The following is a 16,758-nucleotide window of genomic DNA, read 5'->3' on the forward strand; positions in this document are numbered from 1 at the left end:
CCTCAGTTTAAGAAACGGGAAGGATCGTTTTTCTTCACGCGGCGGCCGAAGGCGTATTTCGCGCTCCAATATTTGTGGCCGAGGCTGGTAATTTCGATACGTTTGCCCGTCCTCGGTGCGTGAATGAAATTGTTGTTGCCGATGTAGAGGCCGACGTGGGAAATACGGCCGCGGCCCATGGTGCGGAAAAAGACCATGTCGCCCGGCTGCAATTCCGAACGGCTCACGGCAACGCCCATTTGCGCTTGTTCGGCAGAAGTGCGCGGCAGGTTCAGACCCATGGCGCGTTTAAAGATGTGTTGCATAAAGCCGCTGCAGTCAAAGCCGGTAGAGGCCGATGTGCCGCCGTAGCGGTAGGCCACGCCGAGCAAGCCCATGGCGCTGCCGATTAACTCATCTGCGTTGCCCGAAGGTGCGCGCGTATTGTTGTTTGCGGCAGGATAGGTATTGGTGGGATGGACAGGGGTTGCCTGACGCGTATTGCCGTAAACGTTGGCATTGTCGTTGAATTGGTTTAAAACACGCTGACGGGTGGTAATCAGGTTTTCCAAATCATCGGCGTAAGAAAAATTGACGCTCGCGAGCATGGCGACCGAAGTCCAAACTGCTGCGAGCCGGAGTAAAAAATTCATTGTACAAACTTCCGTTTCAGAAGGCATTCCCTGCCGATTGCAGGCACATTGCCGGTTTCTGAGATGTTATCCCGTATCATTCTCTTGTTATCTGCTTGATTGTATTAAAAAACTGTCTTTTTGGCAAAAAAACTGCTGTTATTTTGCGTTAAACCCTTGTTTCCAAAAGAACTAGAAAAACATCAGGCGCGGTTTCGCTTGATTTATCCGCCGCTGCAACCATATAAGCGGCATTCATTGATTTATTTTCAGAGACTGACATGACACAAAATCACAGCGATATCCGTACACGCTTTATCTTTGACGATATGCCTATCCGCGGTATGCACATCCGCCTCGAAAAGGTTTGGCAACACATCGTCAACCAAAAACATTATCCTGTCGCCATCCGCCGCGCTTTGGGCGAGTTGCTGGCCGCCGGCTCTTTATTGTCTGCCAACCTTAAAAACGAAGGCACGCTGATTGTTCAGGTTCAAGGTCAGGGCCGTCTGAAAATGTTGGTGGTGGAAGCGACTTCTGAAAATACTGTTCGCGCTACCGCCCGTTGGGACGAAACCGCTGAAATCCGTGATGACGAAAGCCTGACTGCGCTGTTGGGCGACAACAGCGTGTTCGTTTTGACCCATCAGCCTAAAGATGCCGACCCTTGGCAAGGTGTTGTGCCACTGGAAGGCGACAGCATTGCGCAAATGCTGGTCAACTATATGAAACGTTCCGAGCAGCTCGATACCTATATTACGCTTGCCGCCGATGACCAAGCCGCAGGCGCATTATTGCTACAACGCCTGCCGGAAGAAGAATTGGATGATGCCGCTTGGGAGCATGTGACTACGCTTGCGCAAACGCTTACTCCGCAAGAATTGACCGGTTTGGACGCTCATCACGCCCTTTACCGCCTTTACCATGAAACCCCGCCCCGCGTTTTTGAACCGGAAGCCATTGAATTTGCCTGCACCTGCTCACGCGGCAAAGTCAGCGATATGCTGTTGATGCTTGGCGGTCAGGAAGTCGGCGGCGTGGTGGCGGAACAAGGCAGCATTCAAATTGACTGCGATTTCTGCCATAGCAAATATGTGTTTGATGAAACCGATGTCAACGCTTTGTTTGGCGCGGACGTGGTGAATGCCGTCCGTCAAGAAAATGAGCGTTTGCAGTAATCGCGCGATAAAAGTTGCTTAAAAAATTGGATTATTTAATAGAAGGGCAGGTGTAAAACCTGTCCTTTCTTTTTGGGAAAACTGAATATCATCAATAGAAAATGCCGTCTGAAAAAGCGTGGCTGATTTCAGACGGCATGATTGTTTTAAACGATGCGTTTAATGTTTAAAGATTATTTCCAAACCAACAAAGCGTGGTTGCGTTTGCCGCGGCGGACGATGGTGTATTTACCGAAACGTTTGTGTTCGTCGGTCAGCATGTAGGCATCGTCAGGTTTTTCAGCGGCATGGTTCGGATTGTTGGCTTCGGCAGGTTTGCCGTTGAGCAAAACCGCTTTGCTGTTGACAAAACCGCGTGCTTCTTTGTTGGAAGACGCCAAACCGGTTTTCACCAAAGTTTCCACCACGTTGAGGCTCTCGGAAACTTCAAAAGTCGGCAGGCCGTCGAGTGCCAGCTGCTCGAAGTCGCTTTCGGTGAGATGGCTTTGGTCTTCGGCAAACAGGCTTTCAGAAATACGTTGGGCGGCGGCAAGGGCTTCTTCGCCGTGAATCAGACGGGTCATTTCTTCGGCAAGAATGCGTTGCGCTTCTGGCTTGGTGCCGCTGGCTTTGTCTTTCGCTTCGATGGCATCGATTTCTTCGATAGACAGGAAGGTAAAGTATTTCAGGAATTTATACACATCGGCGTCGGCCACTTTCAGCCAGAATTGGTAGAACTGATACGGAGAAGTTTTTTTCGCGTTCAACCATACCGCGCCGCCTTCGGTTTTGCCGAATTTGGTGCCGTCTGATTTGGTAACCAAAGGCAGGGTCAGGCCGAATACTTGTTTTTGGTGCAGGCGGCGGGTCAGGTCGATACCGGCAGTGATGTTGCCCCATTGGTCGGAGCCGCCGATTTCCAAAACCGCGCCGTGGCGTTTGTTCAACTCGGCAAAGTCGTAGCCTTGCAGCAGGGAGTAGGCGAACTCGGTAAAGGAAATGCCCACATCGTCGCGTTCGATACGCTGTTTGACGGATTCTTTGTTCAGCATGGCGTTGACGGAAAAATGCTTGCCGATGTCGCGCAGGAAGTCGAGGCAGTTCATGCTGCCGAACCAGTCGGCGTTGTTGGCCATAATGGCGGCGTTATCGCCTTCAAAGCTTAAGAAAGGGGTCAGTTGGTTGCGGATGCTTTCCACCCAGCCGGCAACGGTTTCGGCGGAATTCAAGCTGCGTTCTGTCGCTTTAAAGCTTGGGTCGCCGATCATGCCGGTCGCGCCGCCCACCAAAGCAATCGGCGTATGGCCGGCTTGTTGGAAACGGCGCAATGCCAATACAGGCAGCAGGTGGCCGATGTGCAGGCTGTCGGCTGTCGGGTCAAAACCGCAATAGAGGGAAATTTTTTGTTCGTTTAGCAAAGCGTCTAAGGCTTCGATGTCGGTAGTTTGCGCGATTAAGCCACGCGATTGTAGGTCTTTGATGACGCTCATTGATGTCTTCCAAAAAAATTAGCAGTTTTACAAACTGCTAATTGTAGCAAATTTCATCGGATGAATGGCTATGGCTTACTGAAGAAGCGTGTGTTTTTCAGAAAAACGCTTGGCCAGTTCTCTGCCGCCGTAAGGGTTGATGTGGTCTCTATCGGAATAAACCGGCAATCCGTTGATTTTAAAATTCTGTGGAATATAGGCAGCGGCATCGATAATATACATATTGGCATATTTTTCGGCTAATTTTTTGATGCGTTCATTTCCTTTAAAAGTGTTTTGTTCATCAATAACAAGAGTTTGATTAAATCCAGGTATGCGGTAAGACAAAATATAGGCACGCAAGCCGTTGTAGGACAGATTAGGGTTGTCCAGCATCAGGTAAACGGCTTGTTTTTCTGAAGAAAGTTTTTGCAACATGAGGTCGAATTTTTTGAAAAAATCGGCATCGTAAGCAAGGGAATGGCTGTTTTCAGGCATTTGGCTGCCCCAGCGCATGGCCAAAAGCACTTTTGAGTATTGGGGCAGATGCTCTTTGGCATACTCGTAAACGGCACGGCAGGAGGCGTTTTGCTTGAATATGGGGGCGGCATAATCTTCTACATAGGCACAACTGTCCGCCGTGACCATCGTTGCCGACCATTTTTCTTTTTTGCCGACGGTATCAAAAAACGTTTTATATTGGTCGGCATGCGAATCGCCCAAAATCAGTAATTCCGGCTGTTTGTCGGTATCGCCCCAAACACATTGTTTGTCGGTATTGTTGTGGCAAGAAGTGTAGGAACGCGCCAATCCCATATGATCGTACTGCTCCATAAACGGAAGCCTCATGGCAAGAAAAGGCGTTATGGTCAAAACAAGCATGGGGACGGCATAAATCCATGCCACAGATTGGGCAAAAGAGCCTTTCCACTTTTTAAACGGCTTCTCGACAAAATAATAAGAAAGCAGAGAGAGTGCAAACATTAAGACAATCGCGGCTGCAGTCGAATACGAAGGCAGATTGTTTGAACCGATGTATCTCATAAAAGCCAATACAGGCCAATGCCACAGATACAGTGAATAGGAAATCAAGCCTATGCCGACGGTAATCTTCCATTGGAAAAATTGTTTCAGCCGGTGTTCAAATTGATTGAAATAAATGAATGCGGCGGCAGCCAAACAAGGAATGATGGCGGCAGGCCCCGGAAAATAGGCGGTTTTTTCCGTATAGGCAAACAGGCAGGCAAACAGTACGCATACGGAAAGCAATGCGCCTGCCGCCGCATATGGTTTGCCGGTATCCAGCCCTTGTTGTTGCCGGTATTGCATCCACACGGCTGTTAATGAGCCGATCAGCATTTCGCAGGCGCGCAGATGGGGCAGGTAATATTTATCCAGCGAAGTCGGTATAAAAGAAGCCAAAATGCTGAATACGCATAGCGTGATGAGGAAGACAAACTGAGTGCGCCAGCTTTTGTGGACCACCAGTAACAGCAATATCGGGAAGACGAAATAATATTGTTCTTCGACCGATAAAGACCAAATATGAAGCAAAGGTTTTTCTTCTTGTATGGGGTCGAAATAGCCCTGACCCTTTGCAAAAAAGATATTCGAGATGAACCCCAAGGTGGACAGGGCGGTCCTCCATAAAAGGGAAAAATCATCTTTGGTGAATAAAAGAAAGCCGCAGATCAGCGTTGCCGCCAATACGGTAAAAAATGCGGGCAGTATCCGCTTGATACGGCGGATGTAAAACTTTTTGAACGAGAAAATCCCGCTGCTCATTTCACGATGGATAATCATCGTGATCAGAAAGCCGGAAATGACAAAAAAGATATCAACACCAAGAAAGCCGCCAGGCAGCCAGTTTTTTTCAATATGGAAAACGACAACGGATAGAACAGCAACGGCACGCAATGTATCAATATCTGGGCGGTAAGATAAAACTTTGCTCATAATATTTTGATTTTAATTAGTTTTATATTAATGGCGTCGTCTGAAAAGTGATTCCTGCCGAGAATGGCAGTATTTCGGAGGTCGGCCATCGTTTGTCGGAACAGGGCAGTTTGTTTGCCTTCTTAGAATGATTGCTGATGATATGCGTTTGAATAGTAATGGATTAGAGTAGGAATAAAGTTGATAGTTTCAACATAATATTTAATATGTTGTTTTTATAATGAATCAATACGATGTGGTATTGTTTAATTATTTATTGTCATATCAATGATATTGTTATTGATGATGTAACCTTACGCTATTTTTAGGTAAGGTGTTGGTAAGAGATGAGAGATTTAAAGAGAGAAAAATTACGGGTCATGCCCGTATTTATTATGGAGATAATGTCTTGTTTTGTTGATATTTCAAGACGTGAGGCCGTCTGAAAATAAATTCAGACGGCCTTAATCTTAGAAAAGGCCGTCTGAAAAAGCGTTTTACCGGGTTTATACGTTAAACAAGAAGTGCATCACATCGCCGTCTTGTACGACGTATTCTTTGCCTTCCACACGCATTTTGCCGGCTTCTTTGGCTTTGGCTTCGCCGCCTAAAGCGATGAAGTCCTCGTAGGCGATAACTTGGGCGCGGATGAAGCCGCGTTCAAAGTCGGTGTGAATCACGCCGGCGGCTTGCGGCGCAGTGTCGCCTTTGTGGATAGTCCAGGCGCGGACTTCTTTGACACCGGCGGTAAAGTAGGTTTGCAGGCCCAAGAGGTCGTAGCCGGCACGAATCAGGCGGTTCAAGCCCGGTTCTTCCAAGCCCATTTCGGCGAGGAATTCGGCTTTTTCATCGTCTTTCAACTCGGCAATTTCGCTCTCCATCGCGGCACAAACGGCAACGACAGGCGCGTTTTCTTTTTCAGCCAATTCTTTCAGGCGGTCGAGGTGCGGATTGTTTTCAAAACCGTCTTCGGAAACGTTGCCGACGTACATGGCAGGTTTGGCGGTCAGCAGGAACAGCGGCTTGAGCATGGCGAGTTCTTCTGCGTCCAAACCGAAGGAGCGGACGGGTTTGCCTTCGTCCAGATGCGGCAGCAGTTTTTTGCACAGCTCGACCAGTTTTTGTGCGTCTTTGTCGCCTGAGCGTGCGCGTTTTTCTTCGCGGACGATGGCTTTTTCGACGCTGGCGAGGTCGGCAAGTGCCAATTCTGTACCGATGGTTTCGATGTCGGCAATCGGATCGACTTTGCCTGCAACGTGAACGATGTTGTCGTCGTCAAAGCAACGTACAACGTTAACAATCGCGTCAGTCTCGCGGATGTTGGCGAGGAACTGGTTGCCCAAGCCTTCGCCTTTACTCGCGCCTGCAACCAAACCGGCAATGTCGACGAATTCGACGATGGCAGGCTGCATTTTTTGCGGATTGACGATTTTTGCCAATTCGGCCATACGCGGATCAGGGACTTCAACGATGCCGACGTTGGGTTCGATGGTACAGAAAGGATAGTTTGCCGCTTCGATACCCGATTGGGTCAGCGCGTTAAATAGGGTGGATTTGCCGACGTTGGGCAAACCGACGATGCCGCATTTCAAGCTCATGGTTTTTCCTGAAAAGTTAAAAGTTTAACGGCGGATTATAGCATATTGTGGAGGTACTCAAAACAGTCGCAATGCTGGTGTATGTTCATCATAAAAAGGCCGTCTGAAAACTGTTTCAGACGGCCTTTTTTTCCGTACTGCTTTAACCGGTATTACGCAAACCTTGCGCTACGCCGTTGATGGTCAAGTGAACCATCAGCAGGGCGTGCGGATTGTCGGGCTCTTTGCGTAGGCGTTTGAGCATGGCGACTTGCAGGCCGTTGAGGGCGTTCAGGTATGGAATCCTCAAGGCAAGCGAACGGGCGAGGCTGCGGTTGTCGCGCAGAAGCTCTTCGGTTTGCAGCAGGTCGAGCAGTGCTTTGCGGCTGCGTTGGTATTCTTCCTTGATCATGCCGAAGATGACTTTTGCTTTGTCGGGCGATTCGCTCAAGCCGGCATAGTTTTCCGCCAAAGTGATGTCGGTTTTTGCCATGACTTGTTCCATATTGGAGAGCATGGCTTGGAAGAACGGGTTGCTTTGGGCGTGTTCGCGCAGGGCGGCGAGGGTTTCGGGTTTGCCTTCGCACAAGGTTTCCACTGCGCTGCCGAAACCGTACCAAGCCGGCAGCATGAGGCGGTTTTGCATCCAGGAGAATACCCACGGAATCGCGCGCAAGTCCTGAATCCGCGCCAGGGTTTTGCGGCTGGCGGGGCGGCTGCCGAGGTTGAGGGTGGCAATTTCCTGAATCGGGCTGGTTTGCAGGAAGTAGTCGATGAAGTCGGGGTGGGTAATCAGTTCGCGGTAGTATTTGAACGATACGTCCGACAAATCCTGCATCAGTTTGGCATCAGGGTCTTTTTTGTCCGGCAGGATGCTGGCTTCCAAAGTCGCGGCGACCAAGGTTTCCAAGTTGCGTTGGGCATTGCCCGGGTCGGCGTATTTGGCGGTAATGACTTCGCCTTGCTCAGTAATGCGGATTTGTCCGGCAACGCTGCCTGCGGGTTGCGCCAAAATGGCTTGGTAAGACGGGCCGCCGCCGCGGCCTACGCTGCCGCCGCGGCCGTGGAACAGGCGCATGCGGACATTGTATTTTTTGAAGAGTTCGACCAAGCCCAACTCGGCCTGATACAGACACCATGAGCTGGTAACGTAGCCGCCGTCTTTGTTGGAGTCGGAGTAGCCGAGCATGATTTCTTGGATGTTGCCGCGGCTTTCGAGCAGGGCGTCATACCAGTCGAGGCGGAACATGGTTTCCATGACCGGGCAGGCGTTTTCGAGCGCTTCGATGGTTTCAAACAGAGGTACGATGTTGATACGGCTGCGCGGTTTGCCGTTTTCCACTGTCAACAGGCCGCTTTCTTTCAGCAGCAATGCCAAGGCGAGCAGGTCGCTGGGTTGTTCGCAGTTGGAAATAATGCTTTGCGTCACGGCATCTTCGCCGAATTCGTCTTTGATTTTGCGCGCTTCGTTGAAAATCGCCAGTTCGTGGCGGGTATGGTCGCTGTATGTGATGAACGGGCTGTACAACGGGCGTTGATGGCTTAATTCGCGCAACAGGGCGGCTTGTTTTTGCTCTTCGTTCAGGCTGTTGTAGTCTTCCAAGCCTGCGTGTTGGAAAAGTTCGGCAACCACATCGGCGTGTTTGCCTGCGTGTTGGCGCAGGTCGAGCGGCATCATGTGGAAACCGAACACGGACACACTGCGGATAATGTCGGCTAGACGGCCTTCTGCCAGCAGTTGGCTGCCGTTTTCGTAGAGCGAACGTTGCAGTTTTTTCAGGTCGTTGAGGAATTCTTCAACCGAAGCATAGGGTTCGAGGAAGCCGAATTTGCAGCCCATGCCCAAACCGAGTGAGCGCGCTTTGCCCATGGCGCGGGCCATGATGTAGGCGATGGCGCGGCGGTAGGGTTCTTCGGTGCGGGCGATTTCTTCATCGGGAGACTGGGCGGAAAGTGCCATTACATCGTCGTTGACTTTGACGCGGCGGATGGAGAGCGGCAGCTCGCGGTAGAGTTTGTCGAGTTCGCCGCGATAGAAACGGAATACGGCGTCGGCATGCCGTCTGAACGCAAAACGCAAGGTTTCGGCAGAAACGAACGGGTTGCCGTCGCGGTCGCCGCCGATCCAGCCGCCGATTTTGAGAATATTCGGAACGCGGACACCGGGATAGGCCGTCTGAAAATCGCGTTCCATTGTGCGGTAGAGTTTAGGCAGGGCTTCAAAGAAGCTCATCGGGAAGATGGATACACCGTTGTTGATCTCGTCGTTGACGCTGAGTTTGTGGCGGCGCGTTTCGCTGGTCTGCCACAAGCCCAAAAGCACGGTGTCGATTTCGCGGCGCAATTGAGCCAGTGCATCAGGATTAGTGCAGCGTTCGCGTTGCGGCAGCAGCGCGCGGATGCGGCGGTTGAAGCTCAAGACGGTTTGGCGTTGCACCTCGGTCGGGTGCGCGGTCAAAACGGCGGTAACGACCGTGTTGTCCAGTTGTTGCTGCAACGCTTTGCCGTTGACTTTTCCGGCTTTGAGCTTGCGCACGGTTTCCGTCAGGCTGCCTTCCGCGCCGCTGTGGCCGGCTTCTTCGTGGATTTGGCGGCGGCGTTCGTGGTGCACGTCTTCGGCGATGTTCAGAATTTGTGCGAACAGACCGCAGGCCAGGGTTAAATCGTGGGTTTGCTGTTCGTCCAGTTGCGGCCACACCTTCTCAATCAAGGCGGCGCTGTCGTCTGAAGTCGATAACAACTTAACGGTTTCGACCACCAAAGGCGATGCTTCCTCATGCAGCAGATTGAACAGAGACTGTTTTAAAAATTCCGCATCCGCTGCCAAAGCGGCATCTTTGGGATTGTTTAAGATATGCAGTTGCATGATTTTTCTCTTATTTAAATGTTAATTTGGGTTTGTCCCGAATCCATTGTATAGCAAATTTTTGTAAACTGCCAATGCTGCCGTCCGATACATTTCAAACCGGAAAACAGCCGTCCGTATCCGCCGCGTGGCCGGTGTCTGTAAAATGCCGTAAAATATTGACTGTCAAAACAGAGGCGAGAACCCCATGATCGAATTCCCCAACCAGCCCGATTTTCCTGAGCAACACACCGCCGTCGCCGTCGGCACCATCAACATGAGCCAGCAGGCGATACGGGTGTTGATAGAGAATGCAACCGAAAAGGCAAGCATCCTGACCATCGCCCGCGTTGCCGCCATTCAAAACATCAAACAAAGCGGCAACCTGATTCCGCTGCACCTGCCCGGCCGCATCATCGGCGTGCAGGTTGATTTCGATATTAACGTCGAGCTGGCCTGCCTGAAAGCCACATTGACCGTCCAAGCGCACAGCAACGGCAGCATTGCCACCGAAGCCCTGACCGGCCTCAATTTGGCACTTTTGAGCGTTTACGACATGATGAAAGACGTTGACCGCAATATGATGCTCAGCGGCATCCGCCTCGAATCCGAAACCAGCAGCGAAGGACGTCCTTTCCTGTTTGACAACGCCTACGAAAATATTAATTTCTAAATCACTCAGGCCGTCTGAATATTCGGTTTCAGACGGCCTTATTGTTATGATGAACGATCAACAACTTTTGCGGTTCAGCCGCCATATCCTGCTGGATGAAATCGGTATCGAAGGCCAAGAAAAACTTTTGGCCGCCCATGCGCTCGTTGTCGGTTGCGGCGGGCTGGGTGCGGCGGCCTTGCCGTATCTTGCCGCCGCCGGTATCGGCTGCCTGACGATTGCCGATGCCGATACCGTCGACGAGACCAACCTTCAACGCCAAATCACGTTTACCGAAGCCGACATCGGCAAAAACAAGGCTTTGGTCATGCAAGGCCGTCTGAAACAGATCAACAGCCAAACACACATTACCGCCATAGCCGAATTTCTCGATGAGGCCAAGCTTGTCGAATTGGCAAACGCCGCCGACATCATCCTCGATTGTTCCGACAACTATCCCACGCGCCAGGCGGTTAACCGCGCCGCCGTTGCCGCGCGCACGCCTTTGGTTTCCGCCGCGGCCGTCCGCTTTGACGGACAAATCGCCGTGTACCGGCCCGACCTTCCCGATACGCCTTGTTATGCCTGCCTGTTTGACGGCGAACAAGCCGACGACGGCGCTTGTGCATTGTTCGGCGTTTTTTCGCCCTTGGTCGGCGTTATCGGAACGACCCAAGCCGCCGAAGCGCTCAAAGTGCTGCTCGGTATCGGCACGCCGTCACACGGCAAACTTTCCACCTACAACGCATTGAGCGGACAATGGCGGCAATACGGGGTAAGGCGCAATCCCGAATGTCCGGTTTGCGGCGGCCGTTAAAGACAAAAGCAGGGCAAAGGTTTCACTGCTCCGAAGCCAATCCGCCGGAGTAATCATGCTTATCTTTCATTAAACTTGAAAGAAGGCGTTTCTTCCCTTTTCAGACGGCCTGTGGCACGATATGATTCAATGATTAATAAATTTTTTGAGGCCGTCTGAAAAAGATAGGGAGAAACCGGCTTAATGAATATTATTCGTGCCTTATTGGTGGTATTGGGTTGCCTGACTTTGGGCGAGGCGGCCGTTTGGATTTTGGGGTTGAAACTGCCGGGCAGCATTGTCGGCATGGGTTTGCTGTTTGCCGCGCTTCAGGCCGGCTGGGTCAAATTGTCTTGGGTGGAAGAGCTGGCGGACATTTTGATGGCGAACCTGACTTTGTTTTTGGTGCCGCCTTGCGTGGCCGTCATCAGCTATTTGGATGTGATTGCAAACGACTGGTTTTCGATTTTGACGGCCACCATCGCCAGTACGGTGTGCGTGTTGTTGGTCACGGGCAAAGTGCATGAGTGGGTCAGGAGGCTGATGTGATGGGCGATATCGACAATTTGTTGCGTATGCCCGTGCTTATGCTGTTTCTGACTTTGGCCGTTTATGCTTTGGCGGTGCAGATTCGGGTGCGCACGGGAAACGTTTTGTGCAATCCGGTATTGATCAGCACGCTGGTGTTGATGGGGTATTTGAAGGTATTTGCCATCGATTACGAGCTGTATCACGACGCGGCGCAGTTTATCGATTTTTGGTTGAAACCGGCGGTCGTATTGCTGGCCGTGCCGCTTTATCGAAATTGGGACCGTATCCGCAGCCAGTGGTTGCCGGTGGTGTTGTCGCAATTGGCGGGCAGCGTGACGGGCATTGTTACGGGCGTGTATTTCGCCAAATGGCTGGGCGCGTCGCGCGATGTGGTTTTGTCGTTGGCTTCCAAATCGGTGACCAACCCGATTGCGATTGAAATCACGGCATCGGTCGGCGGTATTCCGGCGATTACAGCGGCAACGGTAATTATCGCCGGACTTTTTGGACAGATGGCCGGATATAAAGTGTTGAAAGGGGCGTTGTATATGCCTTCTTCAGTGGGGATGTCTTTAGGGACGGCCTCCCATGCGATGGGGATTGCGGCGTCTTTGGAATACGGCCGCCGTATGGCCGCCTATGCCGGCTTGGGCTTGACGCTCAACGGCGTATTGACGGCGGTATTGGTGCCTATTTTGATTCCCTTATTGGGCGTATAGCGTTTAGGCCGTCTGAAAACAGTGTAAAACAGGAGAAAATGATATGGCTGTAAATTTGACTGAAAAACGTGCAGACGAATTGTTGGAAATCGACGGCATTCGTCTGTTTACGGGTCGTGCCGGCATCAAGCAGCAAAACCGCGACGATTTGACGCTGATGGTGTTGGGCGGCGGACATACGGTGGGCGCGGTGTTTACGCAAAACCGTTTCTGCGCCGCGCCGGTGCATATCGCCAAGTCGCATCTGTTTGACCAAGACGGTGTGTGTGCCTTAGTCGTTAATACGGGCAATGCCAATGCAGGTACCGGCGCGCAAGGCCGTCTGGACGCGATTAAAGTGTGCGCGGCCGTGGCGGAACAGGTCGGCTGCCAATCCAATCAGGTGATGCCGTTTTCGACCGGCGTGATTTTAGAACCCTTGCCTGTGGATAAAATCGTGGCCGCTTTGCCGCAAGTGCGCCCTGCATTCTGGTCGGACGCGGCGCGTGCCATCATGACGACGGACACTGTACCGAAAGCCGCTTCGCGCCAAGGCTTGGTCGGCGAAAAACACACAGTCCGCGCCACCGGCATCGCCAAAGGTTCGGGGATGATTCATCCGAACATGGCGACCATGTTGTCGTTTATTGCCACCGATGCCAAAGTGTCCCAGCCGATTTTGCAGCTGATGACGCAAGAAATCGCAGACGAAAGTTTCAATACGATTACCGTGGACGGCGATACCAGCACCAACGACAGCTTCGTGATTATGGCGACAGGCCGTTGCGGTCAGAGCGAAATCGACAATACCGCCGATCCGCGCTATGCGCAGCTCAAAGCCTTGCTCGGTTCGCTGGCTTTGGAATTGGCGCAGGCGATTGTCCGTGATGGCGAGGGCGCAACCAAGTTCATCACGATTGAAGTGCAAAACGCGAAAACCCGCGAAGAGGCGCGTAAGGTGGCTTATGCCGTCGCCCATTCGCCTTTGGTGAAAACCGCGTTCTTTGCCTCCGACCCGAACTTGGGCCGTTTGTTGGCCGCCGTCGGCTATGCCGGTATTGAAGACCTGGATGTCGATGCTTTGAAAATGTGGCTGGATGACGTGTTGGTGGCCGAAAACGGCGGCCGCGCGGAAAGCTATACCGAAGAGGCAGGGCAAGCCGTGATGAACCGTCCGGAAATCACCGTCCGCATCGATTTGCAACGTGGCGATACGGAGGCGGTCGTCTATACCTGCGATTTGTCGCACGAGTATGTGTCTATTAACGCGGATTACCGTTCTTAAAAACCTTTATCCTTGTTTTCAGACGGCCTTTGAGAAAAGCATCAAGGCCGTCTGAACATATTTACTGCGTGTTTATGATGAAATTTCCACAGACTTGGGCGGCGCGCCTCGCCCACAAAATCCGCCAAACCAAACGCTTGTCGAAAAAAAGCATGGCCTTTCTGTTTTTGCTGGCAGGCTCGGCGCTGGTTGCCCTGACGGCTTTGCTGTTTGCGCGTTTGGCGGATTTGGCTTTGGAATGGAACGCTTTGTTGGCGGGCAAATATCCGTGGTTTGCGTGGGTGGCTTTGCCGCTGGGTTTGCCGCTTTTGGCATGGTTTACGCGCAAATTTGCGCCGTACACTTCCGGCAGCGGTATTCCGCAGGTCATTGCTTCGTTGTCTTTGCCGTATGGCGCGCAGAAAACCCGTCTGATTCGTCTGGGCGAAACCTTTTTTAAGATTCCGCTGACGTTTTTGGGCATGATTTTGGGGGCGTCGATCGGTAGGGAAGGGCCGTCTGTACAAGTGGGTGCGGCGGTCATGAACGCTTGGGGCGCGTGGTGTAAAAAGCACGGGCTGGCGTTTAGGGGCATGCAGGAAAACGATTTGATTGCCGCAGGCGCGGCCGGCGGTTTGGCGGCGGCGTTTAACGCACCTTTGGCCGGCGTGGTGTTTGCCATCGAAGAATTGGGGCGCGGCGTGCTTTTGCGTTGGGAGCGCCAAATCCTGATGGGCGTGTTGGCGGCCGGTTTCATTCAAGTGGCGATACAGGGCAACAACCCGTATTTTTCAGGGTTTCAAGGGCATGAGTTGCCAAATATGCTGATGTGGGCCGCGGTGTCGGGCATCGTCTGCGGCGTGGCAGGCGGATTGTTCGGCAGCTTTTTGTATCGCGGCGCGGCGGCATTCGCACCGGTGCGCTGGCGCAGTTTCATCCGCCGTCATTTGTTGGTGGTCGCCTTTGTAATGGGCATTTTGCTGGCGCTGCTCGGTACGTTTTATCAAGGCAAAACCTATGGCACGGGCTATCACGAAGCCGCCGCCGCACTCAAAGGCGCGTATGAAGCACCAATCGGCTTGGCTGCCGCAAAATGGGCGGCAACCGTGTTCAGCTACTGGGCAGGCATTCCCGGCGGCATCTTCACTCCGTCGTTAACCATCGGTGCGATGATAGGCGAACACATGGCCTCTTTCGCGCAACTGGGCGACGCGTCCAACGTCGCGGTTTTGCTCTGCATGGCCGCATTCCTTGCCGCCGCGACCCAGTCGCCGTTGACTGCCGCCGTAGTGGTAATGGAAATGACGGGGGGACAGAATTTGCTGTTTTGGATGCTGCTGACGTGCATCTTCGCTTCGCAAGTCTCGCGCCAATTCTCGCCGCATCCGTTTTACCATGCCGCAGGTTTGCGCTTCAGGCGGCATATTGAAGCCGAAAGCGGACATGTTCCGCATGAGAAAAAAGAATAGATAGGCATATAAAAGGCCGTCTGAAAACTAAATTTCAGACGGCCTTTATTATGTCGTTTAAATCTGTATTGCGGTTTATTTAAACAGTAAAATCAGCAACAAAACAACCGCAATCATACCCAGCCACAGGCTTTGGCGTTGCTGCACTTTGACCAAGTGCACATAGGCATCGCGCATTTCCTGCTGGCGGTTTTCATCAACCAACGCATTGATTTTGCGCGGCAGAGAAGGGATGATTTGCGCCCAGTCGGGGGCTTCGTTTTTGAGATTGCGCCAAAGGGCTTTGGGGCCGACCTGTTCGTTCATCCATTTCACCAAAAACGGTTTGGCGGTTTTCCATAAGTCCAAATCGGGATCAAGCTGGCGTCCCAAGCCTTCGATGTTGAGCAGCGTTTTTTGCAGCAATACCAGCTGCGGTTGGATTTCGACATTAAAGCGGCGGCTGACTTCAAACAGGCGCATCAGCACCAAGCCGAAGGAAATCTGCGAAATCGGTTTGTTGAACACAGGCTCGCACACGGCGCGGACAGCCGCTTCCAATTCTTCCGCGCGCGTGTCGGCAGGCACCCAGCCTGATTCGATGTGGGCGGTGGCGACGCGGTGGTAATCGCGGTTGAAAAAGGCAAGGAAGTTGATGGCGAGATAGCGTTTGTCGTAATCGGTCAGCGTGCCGACGATGCCGAAATCGAGGGCGATGTAGCGGTTGTCGGCGGCGACCAAAATATTGCCGGGATGCATATCCGCATGGAAAAAACCGTCTCGAAAAACTTGCGTAAAGAAGATTTCCACGCCGTAATCGGCAAGTTTGTGCAAATCGATGCCATCGGCCTTGAGTTTGGCAATATCGGATACCGGCGTGCCGTCCATCCATTCGATGGTCAGTACGTCGCTGGTGCAGTAGTCGTAAAACACCTTGGGTACAATCAGCATATCGCTGTTTTGGAAATTGCGTCCGAGCTGACTGGCATTGGCGGCTTCGCGCATCAAGTCCAATTCGTCGTGCAGGTATTTGTCAAATTCGGCCACCACTTCGCGCGGCTTCAAACGCTTGCCGTCTGAAAACAAACGCTCCACCCAGCCTGCACCAAAGCGCATCAGCGACAAATCCTGTTCGATAACGGGCAAAAGGTTAGGGCGCAAGACTTTCACTGCGACCTGTTCGCCCGAATGCAGGCGGGCTTTGTGTACCTGGGCGATGGACGCGCTGGCGACGGGTTCGGTTTCAAATTCCGCGTATAAAGTGTCGATGGATTGGCCTAAAGATTTTTCGATTTGCGAGCGCGAAAGCTGCGCGTCAAACGGCGGCACTTTGTCTTGCAACCTGGCCAGTTCGACCGCGTAATCATGCGGAATCAAATCGGGGCGCGTGGACAATACCTGTCCGAATTTGATGAAAATCGGCCCCAGGCTTTCCAAAGCCAGACGCAGGCGCACGGCAGGCGTCTCGTGTTTGAACTTGGATGACTGCGGCAGCATATTGAGGAAAGTCCGCGCCCAGCCCGGACGGACCAGCGAGGCAATCAGCTCGGCAAGGCGGTAGCGGTAGAGCGTGCAGAGGATGGTTTTGATGCGTTTGAGGCGGTTCATGGTGGGCGCGGATAAATCGAAAAAACAGAATTATATAGGAAAAACGGGTAAGGGCTTCAGACGGCCTGAGACTTTTGCAAAAATGTTTGCCGCATATCCGGCAATTTCGCAAAGGTTTGCGGTCGGCCGTTTTGATAAAAAGATGAATATTCACATCATAAATATTC

The 16,758-nt window shown here is 52.2% G+C and carries 13 protein-coding genes; 7 read left to right on the forward strand and 6 right to left on the reverse strand.

Features of this window, described 5'->3' with window-relative positions; all coding sequences use genetic code 11:
- Positions 1 to 2 precede the first annotated feature (2 nt).
- A complete protein-coding gene (locus BBP27_RS00065; RefSeq protein WP_188211901.1) occupies positions 3 to 632 on the reverse strand; it encodes a C40 family peptidase in 630 nt (209 codons plus the stop codon).
- Positions 633 to 892: 260 nt separating this feature from the next.
- On the opposite strand from BBP27_RS00065, the gene hslO reads away from it, so the two are divergent.
- Entirely contained in the window at positions 893 to 1,789 is an 897-nt protein-coding gene (gene hslO, locus BBP27_RS00070; RefSeq protein ID WP_188211900.1) for an Hsp33 family molecular chaperone HslO, read from the forward strand.
- A 173-nt stretch (positions 1,790 to 1,962) separates the two neighbouring features.
- Here hslO and tyrS read toward each other — a convergent pair whose 3' ends face one another.
- From tyrS to ppc, 4 genes are all read right to left on the reverse strand, one after another.
- Positions 1,963 to 3,258, reverse strand: coding sequence for a tyrosine--tRNA ligase (gene tyrS / locus BBP27_RS00075; RefSeq protein WP_003748882.1), 1,296 nt, complete (start codon positions 3,256 to 3,258; stop codon positions 1,963 to 1,965).
- 75 nt (positions 3,259 to 3,333) lie between these two features.
- On the reverse strand, positions 3,334 to 5,193 hold the full coding sequence (locus tag BBP27_RS00080) for an acyltransferase family protein (protein ID WP_188211899.1): 1,860 nt from the start codon (positions 5,191 to 5,193) through the stop codon (positions 3,334 to 3,336).
- 485 nt (positions 5,194 to 5,678) lie between these two features.
- On the reverse strand, positions 5,679 to 6,770 hold the full coding sequence (gene ychF, locus BBP27_RS00085) for a redox-regulated ATPase YchF (RefSeq protein ID WP_188211898.1): 1,092 nt from the start codon (positions 6,768 to 6,770) through the stop codon (positions 5,679 to 5,681).
- A 142-nt stretch (positions 6,771 to 6,912) separates the two neighbouring features.
- Positions 6,913 to 9,615, reverse strand: coding sequence for a phosphoenolpyruvate carboxylase (gene ppc, locus BBP27_RS00090; RefSeq protein ID WP_188211897.1), 2,703 nt, complete (start codon positions 9,613 to 9,615; stop codon positions 6,913 to 6,915).
- Positions 9,616 to 9,802: 187 nt separating this feature from the next.
- Between ppc and BBP27_RS00095 the strand changes: the two genes are divergently transcribed.
- The 6 genes from BBP27_RS00095 (at position 9,803) to BBP27_RS00120 (ending at position 15,004) form a co-directional block, all read left to right on the forward strand.
- Positions 9,803 to 10,267, forward strand: a complete 465-nt coding sequence (locus BBP27_RS00095; RefSeq protein ID WP_107857350.1) for a cyclic pyranopterin monophosphate synthase MoaC — start codon at positions 9,803 to 9,805, stop codon at positions 10,265 to 10,267.
- 49 nt (positions 10,268 to 10,316) lie between these two features.
- Positions 10,317 to 11,063: a HesA/MoeB/ThiF family protein gene (locus tag BBP27_RS00100; protein ID WP_188211929.1), complete on the forward strand. Its 747-nt coding sequence runs from the start codon at positions 10,317 to 10,319 to the stop codon at positions 11,061 to 11,063.
- A 183-nt stretch (positions 11,064 to 11,246) separates the two neighbouring features.
- Positions 11,247 to 11,591: a CidA/LrgA family protein gene (locus tag BBP27_RS00105; RefSeq protein ID WP_049322516.1), complete on the forward strand. Its 345-nt coding sequence runs from the start codon at positions 11,247 to 11,249 to the stop codon at positions 11,589 to 11,591.
- Positions 11,591 to 12,292, forward strand: coding sequence for an LrgB family protein (locus tag BBP27_RS00110; RefSeq protein ID WP_049322517.1), 702 nt, complete (start codon positions 11,591 to 11,593; stop codon positions 12,290 to 12,292). Before BBP27_RS00105 ends, BBP27_RS00110 begins: the two co-directional genes overlap by 1 nt.
- Positions 12,293 to 12,335: 43 nt before the next feature.
- Positions 12,336 to 13,556: a bifunctional glutamate N-acetyltransferase/amino-acid acetyltransferase ArgJ gene (gene argJ, locus BBP27_RS00115; protein ID WP_049348113.1), complete on the forward strand. Its 1,221-nt coding sequence runs from the start codon at positions 12,336 to 12,338 to the stop codon at positions 13,554 to 13,556.
- Positions 13,557 to 13,633: 77 nt separating this feature from the next.
- On the forward strand, positions 13,634 to 15,004 hold the full coding sequence (locus BBP27_RS00120) for a chloride channel protein (protein WP_107792192.1): 1,371 nt from the start codon (positions 13,634 to 13,636) through the stop codon (positions 15,002 to 15,004).
- 75 nt (positions 15,005 to 15,079) lie between these two features.
- Here BBP27_RS00120 and ubiB read toward each other — a convergent pair whose 3' ends face one another.
- Complete coding sequence (ubiB, locus tag BBP27_RS00125; protein WP_107792191.1) at positions 15,080 to 16,591, reverse strand: ubiquinone biosynthesis regulatory protein kinase UbiB; 1,512 nt, start codon at positions 16,589 to 16,591, stop codon at positions 15,080 to 15,082.
- Positions 16,592 to 16,758 lie beyond the last annotated feature (167 nt).

Source organism: Neisseria sp. RH3002v2g (genome assembly GCF_014596425.2).
Taxonomy (GTDB): domain Bacteria; phylum Pseudomonadota; class Gammaproteobacteria; order Burkholderiales; family Neisseriaceae; genus Neisseria.

What these genes read in the sequence shown, in the direction of transcription:
- BBP27_RS00065 (WP_188211901.1), bottom strand. Translation starts at nt 632, where the DNA reads ATGAATTTTTTACTCCGGCTCGCAGCAGTTTGGACTTCGGTCGCCATG.
- hslO (WP_188211900.1), top strand. Translation starts at nt 893, where the DNA reads ATGACACAAAATCACAGCGATATCCGTACACGCTTTATCTTTGACGAT.
- tyrS (WP_003748882.1), bottom strand. Translation starts at nt 3,258, where the DNA reads ATGAGCGTCATCAAAGACCTACAATCGCGTGGCTTAATCGCGCAAACT.
- BBP27_RS00080 (WP_188211899.1), bottom strand. Translation starts at nt 5,193, where the DNA reads ATGAGCAAAGTTTTATCTTACCGCCCAGATATTGATACATTGCGTGCC.
- ychF (WP_188211898.1), bottom strand. Translation starts at nt 6,770, where the DNA reads ATGAGCTTGAAATGCGGCATCGTCGGTTTGCCCAACGTCGGCAAATCC.
- ppc (WP_188211897.1), bottom strand. Translation starts at nt 9,615, where the DNA reads ATGCAACTGCATATCTTAAACAATCCCAAAGATGCCGCTTTGGCAGCG.
- BBP27_RS00095 (WP_107857350.1), top strand. Translation starts at nt 9,803, where the DNA reads ATGATCGAATTCCCCAACCAGCCCGATTTTCCTGAGCAACACACCGCC.
- BBP27_RS00100 (WP_188211929.1), top strand. Translation starts at nt 10,317, where the DNA reads ATGAACGATCAACAACTTTTGCGGTTCAGCCGCCATATCCTGCTGGAT.
- BBP27_RS00105 (WP_049322516.1), top strand. Translation starts at nt 11,247, where the DNA reads ATGAATATTATTCGTGCCTTATTGGTGGTATTGGGTTGCCTGACTTTG.
- BBP27_RS00110 (WP_049322517.1), top strand. Translation starts at nt 11,591, where the DNA reads ATGGGCGATATCGACAATTTGTTGCGTATGCCCGTGCTTATGCTGTTT.
- argJ (WP_049348113.1), top strand. Translation starts at nt 12,336, where the DNA reads ATGGCTGTAAATTTGACTGAAAAACGTGCAGACGAATTGTTGGAAATC.
- BBP27_RS00120 (WP_107792192.1), top strand. Translation starts at nt 13,634, where the DNA reads ATGAAATTTCCACAGACTTGGGCGGCGCGCCTCGCCCACAAAATCCGC.
- ubiB (WP_107792191.1), bottom strand. Translation starts at nt 16,591, where the DNA reads ATGAACCGCCTCAAACGCATCAAAACCATCCTCTGCACGCTCTACCGC.